Annotated in this window: 17 protein-coding genes; 8 read left to right on the forward strand and 9 right to left on the reverse strand. The window is 54.4% G+C overall.

Going from position 1 to position 17,108, the window contains the following annotated elements; translation table 11 throughout:
* Nucleotides 1-39 precede the first annotated feature (39 nt).
* A complete protein-coding gene (locus ACRZ91_RS05685; RefSeq protein ID WP_480903207.1) occupies nt 40-663 on the reverse strand; it encodes a DUF4166 domain-containing protein in 624 nt (207 codons plus the stop codon).
* Nucleotides 584-1,057, reverse strand: coding sequence for a thiol-disulfide oxidoreductase DCC family protein (locus ACRZ91_RS05690; RefSeq protein WP_480903209.1), 474 nt, complete (start codon nt 1,055-1,057; stop codon nt 584-586). The genes ACRZ91_RS05685 and ACRZ91_RS05690 overlap by 80 nt, the downstream gene beginning before the upstream one ends.
* Nucleotides 1,058-1,341: 284 nt before the next feature.
* Here ACRZ91_RS05690 and ACRZ91_RS05695 point away from each other — a divergent pair, with 284 nt between their 5' ends.
* On the forward strand, nt 1,342-2,367 hold the full coding sequence (locus ACRZ91_RS05695; protein ID WP_480903211.1) for a helix-turn-helix domain-containing protein: 1,026 nt from the start codon (nt 1,342-1,344) through the stop codon (nt 2,365-2,367).
* A 165-nt stretch (nt 2,368-2,532) separates the two neighbouring features.
* Here the strand turns inward: ACRZ91_RS05695 and rpoD are convergent, their stop codons facing one another.
* The 5 genes from rpoD to ACRZ91_RS05720 all read right to left on the reverse strand — a co-directional run bounded on the left by rpoD (nt 2,533) and on the right by ACRZ91_RS05720 (nt 8,776).
* Nucleotides 2,533-4,521, reverse strand: coding sequence for an RNA polymerase sigma factor RpoD (gene rpoD / locus ACRZ91_RS05700; RefSeq protein WP_010441993.1), 1,989 nt, complete (start codon nt 4,519-4,521; stop codon nt 2,533-2,535).
* Between the two features lie 114 nt (nt 4,522-4,635).
* Entirely contained in the window at nt 4,636-6,585 is a 1,950-nt protein-coding gene (dnaG, locus tag ACRZ91_RS05705; protein ID WP_480903213.1) for a DNA primase, read from the reverse strand.
* 80 nt (nt 6,586-6,665) lie between these two features.
* On the reverse strand, nt 6,666-6,962 hold the full coding sequence (locus ACRZ91_RS05710; RefSeq protein WP_170472416.1) for a hypothetical protein: 297 nt from the start codon (nt 6,960-6,962) through the stop codon (nt 6,666-6,668).
* Between the two features lie 192 nt (nt 6,963-7,154).
* Nucleotides 7,155-7,322 (reverse strand): hypothetical protein, encoded by a 168-nt coding sequence (locus ACRZ91_RS05715; RefSeq protein ID WP_480903215.1) that lies wholly within the window; start codon nt 7,320-7,322, stop codon nt 7,155-7,157.
* A 20-nt stretch (nt 7,323-7,342) separates the two neighbouring features.
* A complete protein-coding gene (locus tag ACRZ91_RS05720) occupies nt 7,343-8,776 on the reverse strand; it encodes a Glu/Leu/Phe/Val family dehydrogenase (RefSeq protein WP_480903217.1) in 1,434 nt (477 codons plus the stop codon).
* Between the two features lie 424 nt (nt 8,777-9,200).
* On the opposite strand from ACRZ91_RS05720, the gene ACRZ91_RS05725 reads away from it, so the two are divergent.
* Genes ACRZ91_RS05725 through ACRZ91_RS05735 form a run of 3 tightly spaced genes read left to right on the forward strand, consistent with a single transcriptional unit; the run spans nt 9,201 to nt 12,122 of the window.
* The gene (locus tag ACRZ91_RS05725; protein WP_480903219.1) at nt 9,201-10,922 is read left to right on the forward strand and encodes a Tad domain-containing protein; all 1,722 of its coding nucleotides are present in this window, start codon (nt 9,201-9,203) and stop codon (nt 10,920-10,922) included.
* The gene (locus tag ACRZ91_RS05730) at nt 10,919-11,542 is read left to right on the forward strand and encodes a TadE/TadG family type IV pilus assembly protein (RefSeq protein ID WP_480903221.1); all 624 of its coding nucleotides are present in this window, start codon (nt 10,919-10,921) and stop codon (nt 11,540-11,542) included. The genes ACRZ91_RS05725 and ACRZ91_RS05730 overlap by 4 nt, the downstream gene beginning before the upstream one ends.
* Complete coding sequence (locus ACRZ91_RS05735) at nt 11,529-12,122, forward strand: TadE/TadG family type IV pilus assembly protein (RefSeq protein WP_480903223.1); 594 nt, start codon at nt 11,529-11,531, stop codon at nt 12,120-12,122. Before ACRZ91_RS05730 ends, ACRZ91_RS05735 begins: the two co-directional genes overlap by 14 nt.
* Here ACRZ91_RS05735 and ACRZ91_RS05740 read toward each other — a convergent pair whose 3' ends face one another.
* Nucleotides 12,123-12,593: a cytochrome P450 family protein gene (locus ACRZ91_RS05740; RefSeq protein ID WP_170540810.1), complete on the reverse strand. Its 471-nt coding sequence runs from the start codon at nt 12,591-12,593 to the stop codon at nt 12,123-12,125.
* Nucleotides 12,594-12,753: 160 nt separating this feature from the next.
* Between ACRZ91_RS05740 and ACRZ91_RS05745 the strand changes: the two genes are divergently transcribed.
* Nucleotides 12,754-13,665: a pirin family protein gene (locus ACRZ91_RS05745; protein WP_480903226.1), complete on the forward strand. Its 912-nt coding sequence runs from the start codon at nt 12,754-12,756 to the stop codon at nt 13,663-13,665.
* 7 nt (nt 13,666-13,672) lie between these two features.
* On the opposite strand, the gene ACRZ91_RS05750 is transcribed toward ACRZ91_RS05745, so the two are convergent.
* Nucleotides 13,673-14,260, reverse strand: a complete 588-nt coding sequence (locus ACRZ91_RS05750; protein WP_170540813.1) for a TetR/AcrR family transcriptional regulator — start codon at nt 14,258-14,260, stop codon at nt 13,673-13,675.
* 70 nt (nt 14,261-14,330) lie between these two features.
* On the opposite strand from ACRZ91_RS05750, the gene ACRZ91_RS05755 reads away from it, so the two are divergent.
* The 3 genes from ACRZ91_RS05755 (at nt 14,331) to glpX (ending at nt 17,071) form a co-directional block, all read left to right on the forward strand.
* Nucleotides 14,331-14,609 (forward strand): hypothetical protein, encoded by a 279-nt coding sequence (locus ACRZ91_RS05755; RefSeq protein WP_010441983.1) that lies wholly within the window; start codon nt 14,331-14,333, stop codon nt 14,607-14,609.
* Between the two features lie 128 nt (nt 14,610-14,737).
* Nucleotides 14,738-16,024: a homoserine dehydrogenase gene (locus ACRZ91_RS05760; RefSeq protein WP_170540819.1), complete on the forward strand. Its 1,287-nt coding sequence runs from the start codon at nt 14,738-14,740 to the stop codon at nt 16,022-16,024.
* 69 nt (nt 16,025-16,093) lie between these two features.
* Complete coding sequence (glpX, locus tag ACRZ91_RS05765) at nt 16,094-17,071, forward strand: class II fructose-bisphosphatase (RefSeq protein WP_170773027.1); 978 nt, start codon at nt 16,094-16,096, stop codon at nt 17,069-17,071.
* The last annotated feature ends 37 nt before the right edge of the window (nt 17,072-17,108 follow it).

Consider the following 17,108-nt stretch of genomic DNA (forward strand, 5'->3'; position numbering starts at 1 on the left):
TGCGCCTCACCACTCCAAACAGTAGAGATCACAATCAATTCAAACTGACCTCAATTCGCTCCGATCCGGCTCAAGCCACCCGCTATATCGGATCAGCAAACCCAGGCCGGGCACATAGGCAGAGATGTCAAAACAAAAGCGGTCCATTGAATCTTGGGTTTCCGTCGAGGCTGACTGCGGTAGCAGAAACTTTGGACAAGGTATTCCAAACAGGGCGAGCCGACGGATTTGAATCGACAGCCCTGCCTCGGTTCGCACAGGCTGTAACCCAATTGCGAGCCCCCCGATCCTTTCGTGGACGCAATTGTATCTCCGGTCAAAACTAATGCGTGAACATGTCTCATGCCCGGAAAAGTCCCGCTTCCAAATCCAATGCCCTTTTGTTCGCCGTATGGTGAGAGTGATCTTAAGGTCGTCCCCTCCTGGCGGGAATCCTCCGATGCGCAAAGCCAGGGCGACCAACCGCCCCCGACCTCGAATTATGCTGCATCTTCCCGAATATTGCCCCTCAGCCGAGTGCAGTTTTTGAATTGCCTCCGGCAGCTTTTCATCCACGCCCAGAGCTTGCAGGAACGGGTCGTGCTCAGAAGCCATCTGAAGCGAACCGAGACCGAAGGCTAGCATCGGGAACCAAACAATGTTTGTAACGACCAAACAACGCATATCGATTACGGGCAATCGAGTGATACAGCCGATCCTTAACAAACACTGGAAGATATCGGCACAAGGACAGCAAGAACCAAGCTCCCGGTAACGCGCGCATCGCGGCGGCAAAAGCATCAAGCTTCTGGTGAACTTTACCATCTACGATGACCAGATTGGTCTCAAAATCCTTGGTCGGGAGATTCAGCCGTGAATAGAGTCTCTTCCCCAAATCCGACTGGGCGGTCGCAAATCTGAACCTTTGGCCCCGATCATGGCGCAACATGAACTGAAAAAACCGCGAACACAAAACGCATTCACCGTCAAAGACAATCAAATCAGTTTTAATGTCTGGCAAGTCAGGCACTGTAAATCCAAATACCACCATCAATTCAAGAAGATACTGGCACAGCATAAATCTCGCGGCAATGCGACATGACCGACCACTAAGGAGAGCCGTGCCGGGGAACCCATTGAAACGGCTTGGTGGACCGTCGGCTTGGGCTCGACCTTATCCCCAAAAGGTGCTGACCCGGCAACGATGGATATTTAGGTGTCACTCCCGCGGTATTCTTGGCAATTTCAGCCAAATCCTTTCGAATATCCGACACGTCACAAGTGTCTGTAACAGAGGCTGGCAAAATACCGCGCCTTTCCGCTATCGTGATCAGATTATCAGGATGAGTTTCGGACAAGGTTATGGACGTTGATATTTCACGCATTCAATTGCTGATGCGCGCCCTCGAACAACGCGCGAGTTTATCGGTTGTCGATCAGGTTCTGAAAAACAGCGCATTGACCCGGATGGATGTTGAAGCACCTGCCACACTATTTAGCGCCCGCAAAGAGGCCATGTTTGTTCGCCATGCCTGTGATGCGCTCGGTGACATCACATTCGGTGCAGGCGCGGGATTAGAGTTCAATTCTTCCTCCAGTGTGACGGCATATATCAGTAAATACTCGCGGGATCTGAAACAGGTGTTGGAAAACACAACGCGGTTTCATGGTATCATCGACCCCGCACTGGCGTTCAGTCTGCGTGTTTCCGGCAACTCCGCCTCATTGGAGGCTGAATGGAAGGACCCAAGTTTTTCGCGATATCATCGTCGAACCGAGTTTTTGTTATTCGCAAGCATTGCTCGAATGCGGGCTCTGACGCAGGTGAAACTGTATCCTATCGAAATACGATTTCAGCACAGTGTGGGGCGACATGCGGACACCTTTCAAAAGATCGGAGGCTTTCCAGTAAAGTTTGAGGCTGAACGGTTGGAGGTTATTTTATCACTACCCTCACTCGAAACACCGATCCCTACCTATGATCCCAGTCTGCGGGCGCATCTGCTGGAATATGGCGAGCGTCTGCTGGCGGAAGGACGTAAGCCAGAACAAAAAACCCGTGCACAGACCGAAGGGTTAATCACCAGGTCAATGCCCGGAGGGATAATTCAGGCGGATGAAGCCGCCTCTCGACTTGGGCTCAGCCCGCGCACACTTGCCCGTCGTCTGGCGGATGAAGGCACTTCCTACCGCGAGATTGTCGAAGATCTGCGCTGTGATCTTGCGCAAACCTTTATCAAGAACGGCATGAATCTAGCTGAAATCTCGTATTCTTTGGGCTATTCAGATCAGGCTGCGTTCTCGACGGCCTTCAAACGCTGGACCGGTCAGGCCCCGACGGCGTTCCGTAAACGGGTTTCACGTCCGCTTACACAAAAAGGAAAGTAGCCGGGGGTCATCGGCGCTGCCGCCTCGCCCCGGCCTGTCCATGAGTGGACATTGAGCACGTATGCACAGCGGCGCAACGCAACATGCGATATTTCGCCAATTTGATTTGTTGTTCAGACAATGTGAGGCGCGGCATGAAAAAGGCGCCTCGTGGGCGCCTTTGACCTATTGATCCAGGAAGGACCGAAGCTTCCGCGATCGGCTGGGATGCTTTAGCTTTCGCAGCGCTTTCGCCTCGATCTGGCGGATACGTTCGCGGGTAACACTGAACTGCTGACCCACCTCTTCCAGTGTGTGGTCAGTGTTCATGCCGATACCAAAACGCATCCGCAGTACCCGTTCCTCGCGCGGAGTGAGTGAGGCCAGAACCCGCGTGGTGGTTTCCTTGAGGTTCTCCTGAATCGCGCTGTCGAGCGGCAGCACGGCATTCTTGTCCTCAATGAAATCGCCAAGCTGGCTGTCTTCTTCGTCACCGATGGGTGTTTCGAGAGAGATCGGTTCCTTGGCGATCTTCATCACCTTTCGAACTTTCTCGAGCGGCATTTGCAACTTTTCTGCCAGTTCTTCCGGAGTCGGCTCGCGACCGATCTCGTGCAACATCTGGCGTCCGGTCCGAACCAGTTTGTTGATCGTCTCGATCATATGTACCGGAATACGGATGGTGCGCGCCTGATCCGCGATTGACCGCGTGATCGCCTGACGGATCCACCAAGTGGCGTAGGTCGAGAACTTATAACCACGGCGGTACTCGAACTTGTCCACCGCCTTCATCAGACCGATGTTACCTTCCTGAATAAGATCAAGGAATTGCAGGCCGCGGTTCGTGTACTTTTTGGCGATCGAGATTACTAGGCGCAAGTTGGCTTCAACCATTTCTTTCTTGGCCTGCCGCGCCTCTTTCTCGCCTTTCTGAACCTGCTGCACGATGCGGCGGAATTCAGGGATATCCAGACCGACATATTGACCGACCTGCGCCATGTCGTTGCGCAGTTCCTCGACCTTAGCGGTCGAGCGTTCAATGAACATCTGCCAACCCCGGCCCGGCTTTTCGGCCATTTCTGCCAGCCAGTTCGGATCCAGTTCACGCCCGCGATAGGCGTCGATGAATTCACGACGGTTGATCCGGGCCTGGTCGGCCAGTTTCACCATCGAGCTGTCCAGCGACATGACCCGGCGGTTGATGCCATAAAGCTGGTCGATCAGCGCTTCGATACGGTTGTTGTGCAGGTGTAGACCATTTACCAGCTCAACAATTTCCGCGCGCAGCTTCTGATAGGTCTCTTCGTCTTTTTCGCTGAACGATCCGTCTTCATTCAGAGTGGCCGAAATTCGGCTATCCTGCATTTCGGAGAGCATCGCAAAGTCGCTGGAAATCCGCTCTAGCGTAGTCAGAACCTGATCCTTAAGCGCTGCTTCCATCGCAGCAAGCGACATATTTGCCTGATCGTCTTCGTCATCGTCGTCGTCGTTGGCAATCGGGTTGCCATCGGCATCCAGCTCTGGGCCTTCATCTTTGGCGGGTTTGGCTGCCTGAACCGACGATGTGTCAACGACCGGCTCCTGTACGTCGCCATCTTCATCCAACTGGTTGCCGAACGTTGTTTCAAGATCAATAACGTCGCGCAACAGAATGTCTTCGCTCAACAATTCGTCGTGCCAGATCGTGATCGCCTGAAAGGTCAGTGGGCTTTCGCACAGGCCGGCGATCATAGTATTCCGACCAGCCTCGATCCGTTTGGCAATGGCAATCTCGCCCTCGCGGCTAAGCAGTTCGACTGATCCCATCTCGCGCAGATACATGCGTACGGGGTCATCAGTACGATCCAGCTTTTCGGTAGCGGCACCAGCCAGCGCAACTTCGCGTGGGCCTTCGGTCGTGACCAGTTCTGTCGAACCTTTGTTCTCTTCTTCCTCGGCTTCTTCATCTTCTATGATGTTGATGCCCATCTCGGACAGCATCGACATAACGTCTTCGATCTGTTCCGAGCTGACCTGATCAGGAGGCAAAACCTGATTAAGCTGGTCGTAGGTGATGTAACCTTTCTCACGGGCCTCGGCGATCATTTTCTTGACCGCTGCCTGGCTCATATCAAGCGAGATCTCCTGTTCCTGCTCGTCGGATTTGCGGTCTTCGTTCGTATCCTTGGCGGCCATTCAATGCTCCTGCAGGGATGGGTGATTCGTTTTGACCGAATCATTAGCGCGTAGAAGTGATTCGGCCACCCGTTTACCTGTTTTTCTTTTCCAGTGCCTTACGAAAACACCACTTTACCGGCGTTTCCGCTCAAAATTGATACCCGACATGATCGCTTCAAACGCGTCTTTCTCGTCACGGTTGATTCGCGCACCATTGTCGGCGATGTCGAAAACGGCCCTGTCTTCGTTCTGGCTGCGGCTTGTCCGGTTGCGCTCTTCGGCGGCTTGCGCCAGCCGATATGTCAGCGCCTCATCGGCCAGATCAGACAATTCCTCCGCCGCTTCGGCAATCTCAGCATCCAACCCCCGGAGCGCTTTGATCTTTGCGAGTTCCTCGGCCAGCGTCATCTGGGCCTTTTCAACGTCGCCTGGTTTGTACACACAGGGGATCACTGCGACATGGCGAAGGGCCAGAAGGTTTTCAAGGGGTTCCGGCCCCAAAGTTTGTACGATGTGCTCTTGCAGATTGTCCGGATCGTCAATCGCATGGCGCAAGATCGCCCCGCGTAAAGCTGCGTGATCGGGATCGTAACAATCCATTTCTTCCAACTGGTGTTCGAATTGGATTACAACTTGCGGATTTAGAATAGCAATTGCGAGAATGGCCGCTTCGCGCAATTGGATGTCCGCGTTCTCGGACGACGCCAGAAACGATGCGCGAGCACCGGGCGTGGCAGGCTGAGCCTGCGGTTGCCATTTGCCGCGCGGTTGCCACTGGCGATTTGGCGATTGTCGCTGAGGGCGAAACAATTGCCACCGTAGGTCCTTAATTTCCTGCCCGTAATGCGACCGGATTGAGGGATCGCGGATCAGCTTGATCTTCTCACGCAGAGATTTATCCAACGCCGCCTTTCGTTCGGGGCTGTCAAAAACCTTACCCTCGGTCTCACGCTGCCACAGCAGTTTGACCATCGGGATCGCACCTTCCAGCACCGCTTGCACTGCCCCCGGCCCATCGGCGCGCAGCAGATCGTCGGGATCCTTGCCCTCGGGCAAGAGTGCAAAGCGCAGAGATTTCCCCGCCTCTAGCAACGGCAGAGCCAAATCGACCGCCCGCATCGCCGCGCGTAGACCTGCGGTGTCGCCATCCAGCGCGATGATAGGCTCATCAGATATGCGCCAGAGCAATTGTAGTTGATGTTCGGTGATCGCTGTTCCTAATGGTGCCACCGACGCGCCAAAGCCCGCCTCGGCCAGCGCGATTACGTCCATGTAACCCTCGGCAACAATCAGGGGCTGCCCCTTCCCAGCCGCCTGTCTCGCAGGACCGTGGTTATAGAGGCTACGGCCTTTATCGAACAAATCGGTCTCGGGCGAGTTCAGGTATTTTGCGTTGTCATTCGGGTCCATCGCCCGACCGCCGAAGGCAATGCAACGCCCGCGTGGGTCGCGGATTGGATACATGATGCGATTTCGGAACGTGTCATATGGTTTTTTGCCCTTGTTGGACGGTTTGACCAGACCCGCCGCAAGGATCAAATCATCGGCTACATTCTTGCCGGTCAGATGATCCCACAACGCCTGCCAGCCGTCGGGGGCAAACCCGATCTCCCATCGATCCAACGCCTGCGCATCCAGCCCTCGGCGGGTCAGGTAATCGCGCGCCTCGGCCCCTGCCCCGGTCTTGAGTTGCAAGCGAAAGAACTGAACCGCTTGCTCCATGACGTCGGCGAGTTGCGAGCGTCTGTCCTGTTTCTCCTGCGCTTTCGGATCGCGCGCAGGCATCGGCATCCCCGCTTCACGCGCCAGAATCTCGACCGCTTCGATGAACGAGACATTCTCGGTCTCTTTCACAAAGCTGATAGCATCGCCTTTGGCATGGCACCCAAAGCAGTAATAGAATCCCTTCTGATCATCGACGTGGAATGAGGCGGTCTTTTCGTGATGAAACGGGCAAGGTGCCCACATATCACCCTTGCCCTGATTGGATTTGCGCTGGTCCCACATGACCTTACGCCCAACAACCTGAGACAGGCTGAGGCGCGTGCGCAATTCATCCAGAAATCCGGGGGGCAAAGACATGGGTCAAACCTGCCAGAAATGAAAACCCGCGCCAAGGGGATGGCGCGCGGTTGTCCACAGAGAAATGATCTGTCTGTGGATTATTGCTGTAAACACAACTCCAGCCAAGCGGCACCGAGATCTTTTTTGCGCACGTCGCGCATTTTCTGTTCGTACACCCAAGGTGTGATCAACGGAATCGCCGCATTGTAGTTCTCGGGCCATGTCGGACCGCTGTCTGCTACTGCCTGCGCCACGTCGCGTTCCTTTACCCGGTCCAGACGCGCCTTCTGCACCGCAGCCACGACATCTGCCTGATACTTGCAACTTTGCTCTTTAGTCTCCTGAGCAGCCAAGGGTGAGGCCAGCAAGACCGCGACAATGGCAATACGCAACATGGGGTTCTCCCGGATTCGTTTCCTTTGGCGCAGCTTAACCCTGCACAGCAACACCTTCCATCGCCGATTTCAATTTGTACCACAGTCGAAGTGTCAGGCGGCTAACAACAGCTGCATCCCCTGCCAGCGCAGCATTAGGCACAGACTTTCCGCAGATGTTTCAACACTCGCGTGCGGTCATATGGCGGCGTATCAGAGTTTCTTCTGCAGAAGCGTAGTACCCGAGGTAAATTGAACATCGACATAAACGCTGTCCCGGTCCAAATCCGCAACGACCGACGGCATATCGATCGACCCTTGTGCGAAACCGAAATAGGTCAAATCGTGAAAAGCGGCCACCCATGGGGCGGCCGCTTTCATAAATTCGACTGCCTGAATGCTCAGAGCCCTTTTGCCCGATAGCTTTTTGAGACCCGATCAATCGCCACAATATAAGCCGCGGTGCGCAGGTCATCGACATCAGCGCGGTCATGCCAAACCTCGCTCATAGCCTGATAGGCGATGCGCATCGTGTCATCGAGGCCTGAGCGCACCAGCTCCAACTCGTCAGCACCCCCCTTGAGGTATTTGGCCTTGAAGTTCGGCGACATCGACCAGGCATCACCCAGGTATCGATCAAGCCGCTCAAGCTCGCTGACGATCAATTCATGGCGCGCTTCTTCCTGGCGGCGCTGCATGCGGCCAAAGCGGATATGGCTAAGGTTCTTGACCCACTCAAAATAGGATACTGTAACACCGCCCGCATTTGCATACATATCGGGGATAATGACTGTACCTTTGTTGCGCAGGATTTCATCTGCGCCCGCCGTGACCGGACCGTTTGCAGCCTCGATAATCAGCGGCGCTTTGATCCGTTCTGCATTAGACAGGTTAATCACCCCTTCCAGTGCGGCCGGGATCAGGATATCGCACTCGGATTCAAGCACCGCACCGCCCTCGGCTGAATGCGTCGCATCCGGATAGTCTTTCACGCCGCCATGCTTAACGATCCACTGACGCACCGCTTCAACATCAATGCCATCGGGATTGTATAATGCGCCATCCCATTCGATGATGCCAATCACGCGCGATCCGTCTTCTTCACTGAGGAATTTTGCCGCGTGGTAGCCCACATTGCCCAAGCCCTGCACAACAACTCGCTTGCCGTCCAATTTGCCTGTCATACCAGCCTTTTTGACATCTTCCGGATTCCGGAAGAATTCGCGCAACGCATATTGAATGCCGCGGCCGGTCGCTTCGACCCTACCTGCGATACCCCCAGCGTTCAGCGGTTTACCCGTCACACAGGCGCGCGCGTTGATATCTGTCGTGTTCATTCGGGCATACTGGTCGGCCATCCACGCCATTTCGCGTTCGCCTGTTCCCATGTCGGGCGCTGGGACGTTCTGAGACGGGTTGATCAGATCGCGTTTAGCCAATTCATAGGCGAAACGGCGGGTGATCTGCTCTAGCTCGTGTTCTTCATATTGGCGCGGATCGATACACAACCCGCCTTTAGACCCCCCAAATGGCGCTTCGACCAGAGCGCATTTGTAGGTCATCAGAGCCGCGAGCGCCTCGACCTCGTCTTGGTTCACCGCGAGAGCATAGCGAATACCACCTTTGACCGGCTCCATATGTTCTGAATGAACCGAGCGGTATCCGGTGAATGTGTGAATCTGCCCTCTCAGCCGAACTCCGAACCTTACTGTGTAGGTGGCGTTACATACCCTGATCTTTTCTTCCAGTCCGGGCGGCAGGTCCATCAGAGACGCAGCTCTGTTGAACATCAGATCAACACTCTCACGAAAGCTGGGTTCTATAATGCCGGTCATACAATCCTCCGTACTGGCAAATGACAAACGTCATGACGTTTTGTCGCACTGCTTGTAATTTACCGCAATCAGTAACTGCACTTATTTTAAGCAATTTGCGAAAGGCCAATCGGCGTGTTCGTAGTGAGTCGACCATCGATCACCTGCGCACGATTGTCCCGAGGCGGGAAACAAAGACAGTAAAAACGCCACGAATAAAGCTGAAAACCGTTAAAAACGAGCAGCATAGTGATGATCACGCCTAAATCTCGCCACGATCCCTGTATAATTTATTAGCGCTGCAAACCGCTGGCATTGGTGCGCCCTGTCGACAGAGGAATTCGCTATGCGCAATTTTGATTTAAAAGAATTGTTCAACTATTTGTGCCGAGAAAACAGGTGCGTCCGACGTTTGCGGCAATTTGCATCTGAAACAGAAGGCACGATGACGATCCTTGCGCTCTTCTTGGTAATGATTGTCTTCACCGTTGCCGGATTTGCCGTCGATATCATGCGTTACGATCGGGAAAGGGTGCGACTGCAATATGCCCTTGACCGCGCCGTTTTGGCAGCAGCGGACCTGGATCAGGAGCTTTGCCCCCGTGTTGTCGTCAACGATTACATTACCAAGGAAGGCTTCAACCCTGATATTATCAGCAATATCGAAGTCGAACCCGAGACATGTAAGACAAATGCGGATGGCTCTGTTGAACAGATCGCCGAGCTTGAAGGCAAGCGCAAGGTTGTAGCCAGTGCTGACATGACCGTTGAGACCCACTTTATGAAGTGGAGTGGTGTCGATCATATCGATTCAACCGCGACCAGCGTTGCCGAAGAATCGATTGGTAACGTTGAAATCTCGTTGGTTTTGGATGTGTCAGGCTCAATGCGCGGAACAAAGCTGACCAACCTACAGAAGGCCGCAAACGACTTTATTGATGAAATGGTTCTGAAGTCAGAAGAAGGTAGATTGTCAATTTCGATCGTACCCTATTCCGAACAGGTCTCGGTGCCTGACTATCTGATGGATGCCTTGAATACGATCGGTGCCAACGAAGTTGCAAATTGCATCGACTTCCAGGCCTCGGACTTCACGACAACCAATTTCAACTATTACGATATCGTCGATGATGGCGGGAATATCATTAGGAAGGGGGATTACATTCCTCAGACCTTACACTTCAAGGACAGCGGCACAAACGACAGAAGATTCAGTGATACTTTGGTATCCAGTAACATCTGCCGGCTTGAATCCGCGACTGACCAACGGGAAATGACCGTTATCCAGAATGACCCGGATATTTTGAAGGACCAGATTGATAATCTGGTCGCAAGCGGCTGGACTTCGATTGATCTTGGATTGAAGTGGGGCTTGACCTTGCTTGATGACAGTATTCAGCCATTGATTGCCCAGATTGCAGACAGCTCTGAAATCCCAGACTCGTTCGCCATTCGGCCTGCACCGAACACCACGACAGACACCCTTAAGGTTCTCGTGCTGATGACGGATGGGGAAAACACCTATCAGCATAAGGTAAACTCACCCTATAACGAAGGTGGCTCCAATATTTATTGGAACGAAAGTGCACAGACTTATTCCATCTATGATGATCAAAATGGGCATTGGGCTTGGCCAAATGTAAATACCACCATTTGGGATAATAGTACCGGCGGGTACTGGACACGTGACAAGTTCCAGGATCATGCGCACGGAAATGGTACCTACAAACGATATCGTTGCCGGGATTACTACAATGGCACCTGTTACGATATCGACAGATCGAATGATCGCGACTTCAACGAAAGCGGTTCGTCGCCAGCAGAACTAGAATGGCCTGATGTCTGGGCACATACGGAGAAAAACGCAATCCGGAATATGTTCCGCCATGCCTACGGCTGGACCCGTGGCAATGAATTCGCGGCTGCGTCGACCACTGAAATCGGCCCTTCGACCAAAAATCCACGGGTTGTCGATCTTTGCGTAGAAGCTGAGAAAGAAAAGGTCATAATTTTCTCGATCGCTTTCGAAGCCCCCTACGGCGTCAAGCAGATGCTGAAAGACTGCGCGATCAAACCTGCCCGCTACTACGAAGCAACTGGCACCCAGATCGAGCGCGTCTTCGATTCAATCAGCACTTCGATTCAAAACCTGAGGCTGACCCAATGATCATGTCGTTTCGAGAACGGGCGCAAAGGTTCTGGCGCAATGAGGATGGTGCATCCTCGAGCATCGAATTCATGTTCTGGTTCCCTTTCTTTTTCTATGTTGGCTATTCTGGCATGGACTTAGGATTGATCTCATTCCGGCACGCCGACCTTGAGCGGTCATTGGACATGACGATCAGGGAAGTTCGACTGAATCGGCTACCGCCTGGGGAAGACGAATGGGATCACGCCCTTCTGAAGAAAATGGTATGCGAGAACGCGATCATTTCCGACTGTTCTGAAAATCTCGCACTCGAAATGAAATCCATCGACCCGCGCGTTGGTAACGAATTGGATCCGAGACCTTATTGCGTCGATACACCGGCGACGGTCAGAAAGCCCGAAGATGTAGCGTTTGAATTGGGAACCTCGAATGAAATGATGATTATTCGGGCTTGCCTCGAAGTCTCTCCTACCTTTGGCTTTTCCATGATGAACGACCTGGTAAGGCAAGACAATGACGGGCAATGGGAGGTACATGCCACTTCTGTGTTTGTTCATGAACCATTTGGAGGCTCATCAAGTACTCCCACTGGAGGTGGCACTTCTGAACCGGAGGACGTAGCAGATGCCGGCGGCTAATTTCTCAATCAGAGGCGCAATTGCAAGAACCGTTCGTCGCTTCCGGCACCGGGAAGACGGCATCATGTCGGTTGAAGCCATGCTAATACTACCGTTGCTTTATTGGTCGATGCTCGCATCATATACCTACTATGATGCCTATCGCCAAAGCTCACGCAACATCAAAGGTGCCTATGCGGTCGCCGACGTGGTTTCACGCGAAGACGGCAATGTGACTGAAGCCTATGTAAACACGATGTATGATCTTTTGGAGACTTTGGTCGATACACGCGCACCAGTGACGTTGCGGATGACCTATCTTACATTTGATGCCGAGAACGACATCCATAATGTACTGTGGTCCTGCGTTCGTGGCACAGGCCTACCGAAATGGTCAAACGCAGACATTGACGACATTAAGCCTCGGCTACCCGCCATGCCTGACAATGGATCGATGATCGTGGTCGAAACCCGGAACACATATCGGCCGCCATTCTATATCGCATTCGAGTTCGCCGAATTTGACATGAACAACCTTGTGTTCACTCATCCGCGCGTATTCGACAATATCGTCAATACTGATCCGTCCTGCGTCGTCTAGCTACGACCTTTCGGCAAGCAGTCCGGTCAGTATCTCGGACATGAACTTGGTTTCGGCGGCGGCCGTCATTCCGCCGATACCAATGCGGCGCCCGACACGCCACCAAAGGCCTGGAAACCAGTCAAACGATCCTGCCGTGCGGGTTTTGATAATAAATCCATTCGATGGCTTGAACGCAAATACACCCCGGTCGACGGTCTCAACCTCTTCCACTTTGCAAATCACCTGCCCCGAGCTGGAGCGTAAATCGGTAGAGGTCAGTTCGATCCTGTCCTGAGTCGAATGCCACATGTGATGCGACAACCAGAAAGCCCCAATTCCCACAACAAACAGGAATATCTGCCAACCAAGATCCGGAGGCGATGCTATCGCGACATAAATCACCAGCGCTCCGACAGTGGCCAACATCCCTACTCCGGTCCATCGGCGCGCGGATGAGGCCTGAATAGAGGCCAGAACTTCGTCTTGCATGTCACTCTCCCCGTTACTCGTCTGCTCTAGCTGGTTTGATATGCAAAGAACAACACCCATGTCGCTGGTCTGAGCGTGATTGCACAGACTGCGTGTTCCTGCGCAAATTGATTACGCCGGGATTGGCCATAAATTGCGGCTAGGCAATCAGGAGGCTAGAATGTCCCTCAGACCGATCCTTGAGACGCGCACTTCGGTTCCAACAATGGAAGGCGCGGGTGTCAAGCTCCATCGCGCATTCGGGTTTCAAGACCCCTCGGAACTGGACCCTTATCTGTTGTTTGATGACTTTCGGAACGACAACCCGCAAGATTTTGTGGCCGGTTTTCCATGGCATCCACATCGCGGCATCGAAACGATCACCTATGTCCTGTCTGGTTCAGTAGAACACAGTGACTCGCTGGGGAATAGCGGCACTTTGGGTGCAGGAGACGTTCAATGGATGACGGCCGGGTCTGGTATTCTGCATCAGGAAATGCCCAAAGGCTCGGACAGCGGCCAGATGCATGGTTTTCAACTTTGGGGCAATCTTCCATCGGATCAAAAGATGACTGCCCCACGCTATCAGGACGTCCAAAGTGCCGATATTCCCGAGATTATCGAAGACGATGGTACAGCGGTCCGGGTAATAGTCGGCACTTTCTGGGGCCGTACAGGTCCTGTCGACGGGATCGCTGCAGATCCGCAATATCTGGATATCAGTATACCGGCGGGCGTGAAAAAGACCTTTCCAATAGATACCTATCGTCGTGCGTTCGCCTATATCTTTGAAGGGAGCGCTGCCTTCGCGGATGCCTCTCGCCCTTCAGGAGTGCTATTGGAAAAGGAAATCGCCGGGCAAGAGGTCAATATCCGCGACATGTCTGGCGACCGGACATTGGTTCGGTTCGGAACAGGGGATGATATCACCGTTCAGGCCGGGCCCGATGGTGTGCGATTTCTTCTGATCTCTGGGGCTCCGATTAATGAACCTGTCGCATGGCACGGACCGATAGTCATGAACACGCAGGCCGAATTGCAGCAGGCCTTTCGTGAATTGCGCAATGGCACATTCATCCGCCCGGCCCATTGAGGGCCGGTCAGGCAGTGACGGCCTTGCGCACCATATCCCAATAGACCTGTTCAACCTCATCCAACGACAATCGCCCACCGCTGCGGTACCAGGTGATCACGCCGTTGAGCATGGCGATCACCGCCAAAGTGGCGATTTTGGTATCGGTAACCGAGAATTGGTCCGATTGCTGTCCTATGCGCAAGATACTCTCCAGCGAGTCTTCGTAGCGGCGGCGCAGCGCTTCAATTTCGGTGAAATTTTCGGGCGTCAGATTGCGCAGTTCCATATAGGCGATAAATACTTCATCCGGGCGCTGAAGGTGAAAACGGATGTGGAACCCGACAAACTGGCGCAGCGCATCGTGTGGGTCGTCAAACTGCTCAAGCTCTTCATATGCAGCCAACAAATCCTGCATATGATCGCGCATAAGACGGAACAACAGGCTTTGTTTATCAGGGGTATAATTATACAGGGCTCCGGCCTGCACCCCCACCTCTCCCGCGATCTGTCGCATCGATACAGCGGCATAACCGTGGCGGGCAAACAACCCCAACGCTGCCTCGCGAATGCGAGGGCCGGTGATGTCTGAATGAGAGCCTTGTGTACGTGCCATGACCTTATCCTATATGAACGGTTGTTCAGATAGAACCCCGCTTGAACCAGCGCGGTAAAAGGTGCATCACATGAAAAACTCTGCAACCCAAAGGTCTGCGATGAAGCTTTTGCCGTCGATATTTCTTGTGCTCGCCACTGCGAGTTGCGCGAATATCCCCGAGTTGGAAGGCAGCGAAACCGCCGCATTGCGCAAGGCCCCCTATCCCAAACTCATTGCATTGGATCCGGCCCTCGGTGCCCCCACCGATCCCGTCAGCGAAGCGGAAGAGGTTGAAGAGGATTTGTCGACGCGCGGCGAAGCCTTGGCGAAAAAAGCCGAGGCGTTGCAAAATGCCGAGATTAACTAGGATTTTGCCTGCGCCTAAGCCTCCGAAAGATTAGACGGATTGCACCCTTGCCCTTAACCCGCTAAGGCAGCCCGCAAAGGACACTTCGCCATCGCGGGCGGCATTGCGAGCAGAAAGGACCCAAGGGAATGACACAGGCGCTGAGGCTTGGAATTGCCGGTCTGGGAACTGTCGGAGTGGGAGTGGTCAAAATCGTACGCCGGCATGCCGATCTTTTGCAGGCGCGCACCGGGCGCCCCGTTCAGATCACCGCTGTTTCGGCTCGCGATGCCAATAAGGATCGTGGCGTAAACCTATCCGACTACGCGTGGGAAACCGATCCGGTTTCCTTGGCAAAACGTGACGACGTCGATGTTTTTGTTGAACTGATGGGCGGTGAGAACGGTCCGGCGAAAGCCTCTGTCGAGGCGGCATTGGCTAGTGGAAAAGATGTCGTCACTGCCAACAAGGCGCTGCTGGCCATCCATGGACAGGACTTGGCGGAAAAGGCCGAAGCTGCAGGCCGCGTCATTCGGTTCGAGGCAGCCGTCGCGGGTGGTATCCCGGTGATCAAGTCTCTGACCGAAGGGCTGGCTGGTAATGAGATCACACGCGTCATGGGTGTGATGAACGGCACCTGCAACTACATCCTGACCCGGATGCAATCGCAGGAGTTGGGCTACAACGCTCTTTTTGAGGAATGCGCGCAGCTTGGGTATCTAGAAGCCGATCCCAATCTGGACGTTGGTGGCATCGATGCGGCGCATAAATTGGCGCTGCTGTCATCGATTGCCTTCGGCACCAAGCCGAATTTCGACGGGATTGAGATTGAAGGCATTCAACAAATCAGCCTGGATGACATCCATCAGGCTCACGACATGGGATACCGGATCAAGCTGTTGGGCGTGGCTCAGCGCACTGCCCGGGGACTAGAGCAGCGTATGCAACCCTGTCTGGTGCCGAGTGACTCTCCGTTGGGTCAGCTGGAAGGTGGAACCAACATGGTCGTGCTGGATGGCGATGCGGTTGAGCAGATTGTTCTGCGTGGCCCGGGTGCGGGTGAAGGGCCCACCGCAAGCGCTGTGATGGGCGATGTCTGCGATCTTGCACGTGGATTGCACATCCCGACATTTGGTCGCCCTGCCACCTCGTTGGAAGAGGCAAAACCTGCCGTTACTGGCCTGCCTGCGCCCTACTATTTGCGGTTGGGCCTGCAGGATAAACCAGGCGCGCTGGCCAAGGTTGCCTCTATTTTGGGAGATGCAGGCGTCTCGATTGATCGGATGCGCCAGTATGGGCATGCAGAAAGCACCGCGCCCGTGTTGATCGTCACCCATAAGACTACACGCGCAACTCTTGACGTCGCGCTTGAAGGCTTGCGCGACACGGATGTTATCGCGGGTGAGCCTGTCGCCTTGCGCATTGAAGAGGTTTGAGCTTGCGACCTGCATGAAACGCAAGCTATGCCGGTTGTTACGGCTTTATTGACCTGAGGATACGAACATATGAGTGCTGCCAAGATCGATTTTAACGACCGCCTGCTCTCTCTGGGGCTGGCAAGGGTGGCGGAACAGGCCGCGCTTGCATCCGCCTCGTTAGTTGGCCGTGGAGACGAAAAAGCCGCAGATCAGGCCGCGGTGAACGCGATGCGCGAGCAATTGAACCTGCTGGACATCGCTGGCGTTGTTGTCATTGGTGAAGGCGAACGCGACGAAGCACCTATGCTGTATATCGGTGAAGAGGTCGGCACGGGCAACGGCCCTGGCGTGGATATTGCGCTGGACCCGCTGGAAGGCACGACCCTGACCGCCAAGGATATGCCAAACGCCTTGACGGTGATCGCCATGGGACCGCGCGGCTCGATGCTGCACGCGCCTGATGTGTATATGGACAAACTGGCCGTTGGTCCCGGCTATCCTGAAGGCGTTGTCAATCTGGACATGAGCCCGCGCGAACGTGTCGAAGCGTTGGCCAATGCCAAGGGGTGTGGGCCTGAGGACATTACGGTCTGCATTCTGGAGCGTCCGCGTCACGAGGCAATGATCGCGGAAGTGCGCGCCACCGGTGCCTCTATCCGCCTGATCACCGATGGTGACGTCGCTGGCGTCATGCACTGCGCCGAAAGCGAAGTGACCGGGATCGACATGTATATGGGCCAAGGCGGCGCACCCGAAGGTGTTCTGGCTGCTGCTGCGCTGAAATGCATGGGTGGTCAGATCTTTGGCCGCCTGCTGTTCCGCAACGATGACGAACGCGGCCGCGCCGCCAAGGCAGGTATCACCGATCTGGACCGCGTTTATGCGCGCGACGAGATGGTGACCGCAGATGTCATCTTCGCTGCCACTGGCGTGACCGGAGGCTCTCTGCTGCCGCGTATCAAGCGGGAACCGGGCTGGGTCGAGACAACCACGTTGCTGATGCGGTCCAAGACCGGCTCGGTCCGGCGCATGTCCTATCGCACTCCGATGTGGTCGCATACCTAAAGATGTCGGCTTGCGCCGCTGCCTTCGGCGAGAGTAT

The organism is Ruegeria sp. O11 (assembly GCF_056535285.1).

Bases quoted from the DNA above. Each gene is read 5' to 3' on its own strand.
- ACRZ91_RS05685 (WP_480903207.1), bottom strand. From the start codon at position 663: ATGCGTTGTTTGGTCGTTACAAACATTGTTTGGTTCCCGATGCTAGCC.
- ACRZ91_RS05690 (WP_480903209.1), bottom strand. From the start codon at position 1,057: ATGCTGTGCCAGTATCTTCTTGAATTGATGGTGGTATTTGGATTTACA.
- ACRZ91_RS05695 (WP_480903211.1), top strand. From the start codon at position 1,342: ATGGACGTTGATATTTCACGCATTCAATTGCTGATGCGCGCCCTCGAA.
- rpoD (WP_010441993.1), bottom strand. From the start codon at position 4,521: ATGGCCGCCAAGGATACGAACGAAGACCGCAAATCCGACGAGCAGGAA.
- dnaG (WP_480903213.1), bottom strand. From the start codon at position 6,585: ATGTCTTTGCCCCCCGGATTTCTGGATGAATTGCGCACGCGCCTCAGC.
- ACRZ91_RS05710 (WP_170472416.1), bottom strand. From the start codon at position 6,962: ATGTTGCGTATTGCCATTGTCGCGGTCTTGCTGGCCTCACCCTTGGCT.
- ACRZ91_RS05715 (WP_480903215.1), bottom strand. From the start codon at position 7,322: ATGAAAGCGGCCGCCCCATGGGTGGCCGCTTTTCACGATTTGACCTAT.
- ACRZ91_RS05720 (WP_480903217.1), bottom strand. From the start codon at position 8,776: ATGACCGGCATTATAGAACCCAGCTTTCGTGAGAGTGTTGATCTGATG.
- ACRZ91_RS05725 (WP_480903219.1), top strand. From the start codon at position 9,201: ATGACGATCCTTGCGCTCTTCTTGGTAATGATTGTCTTCACCGTTGCC.
- ACRZ91_RS05730 (WP_480903221.1), top strand. From the start codon at position 10,919: ATGATCATGTCGTTTCGAGAACGGGCGCAAAGGTTCTGGCGCAATGAG.
- ACRZ91_RS05735 (WP_480903223.1), top strand. From the start codon at position 11,529: ATGCCGGCGGCTAATTTCTCAATCAGAGGCGCAATTGCAAGAACCGTT.
- ACRZ91_RS05740 (WP_170540810.1), bottom strand. From the start codon at position 12,593: ATGCAAGACGAAGTTCTGGCCTCTATTCAGGCCTCATCCGCGCGCCGA.
- ACRZ91_RS05745 (WP_480903226.1), top strand. From the start codon at position 12,754: ATGTCCCTCAGACCGATCCTTGAGACGCGCACTTCGGTTCCAACAATG.
- ACRZ91_RS05750 (WP_170540813.1), bottom strand. From the start codon at position 14,260: ATGGCACGTACACAAGGCTCTCATTCAGACATCACCGGCCCTCGCATT.
- ACRZ91_RS05755 (WP_010441983.1), top strand. From the start codon at position 14,331: ATGAAAAACTCTGCAACCCAAAGGTCTGCGATGAAGCTTTTGCCGTCG.
- ACRZ91_RS05760 (WP_170540819.1), top strand. From the start codon at position 14,738: ATGACACAGGCGCTGAGGCTTGGAATTGCCGGTCTGGGAACTGTCGGA.
- glpX (WP_170773027.1), top strand. From the start codon at position 16,094: ATGAGTGCTGCCAAGATCGATTTTAACGACCGCCTGCTCTCTCTGGGG.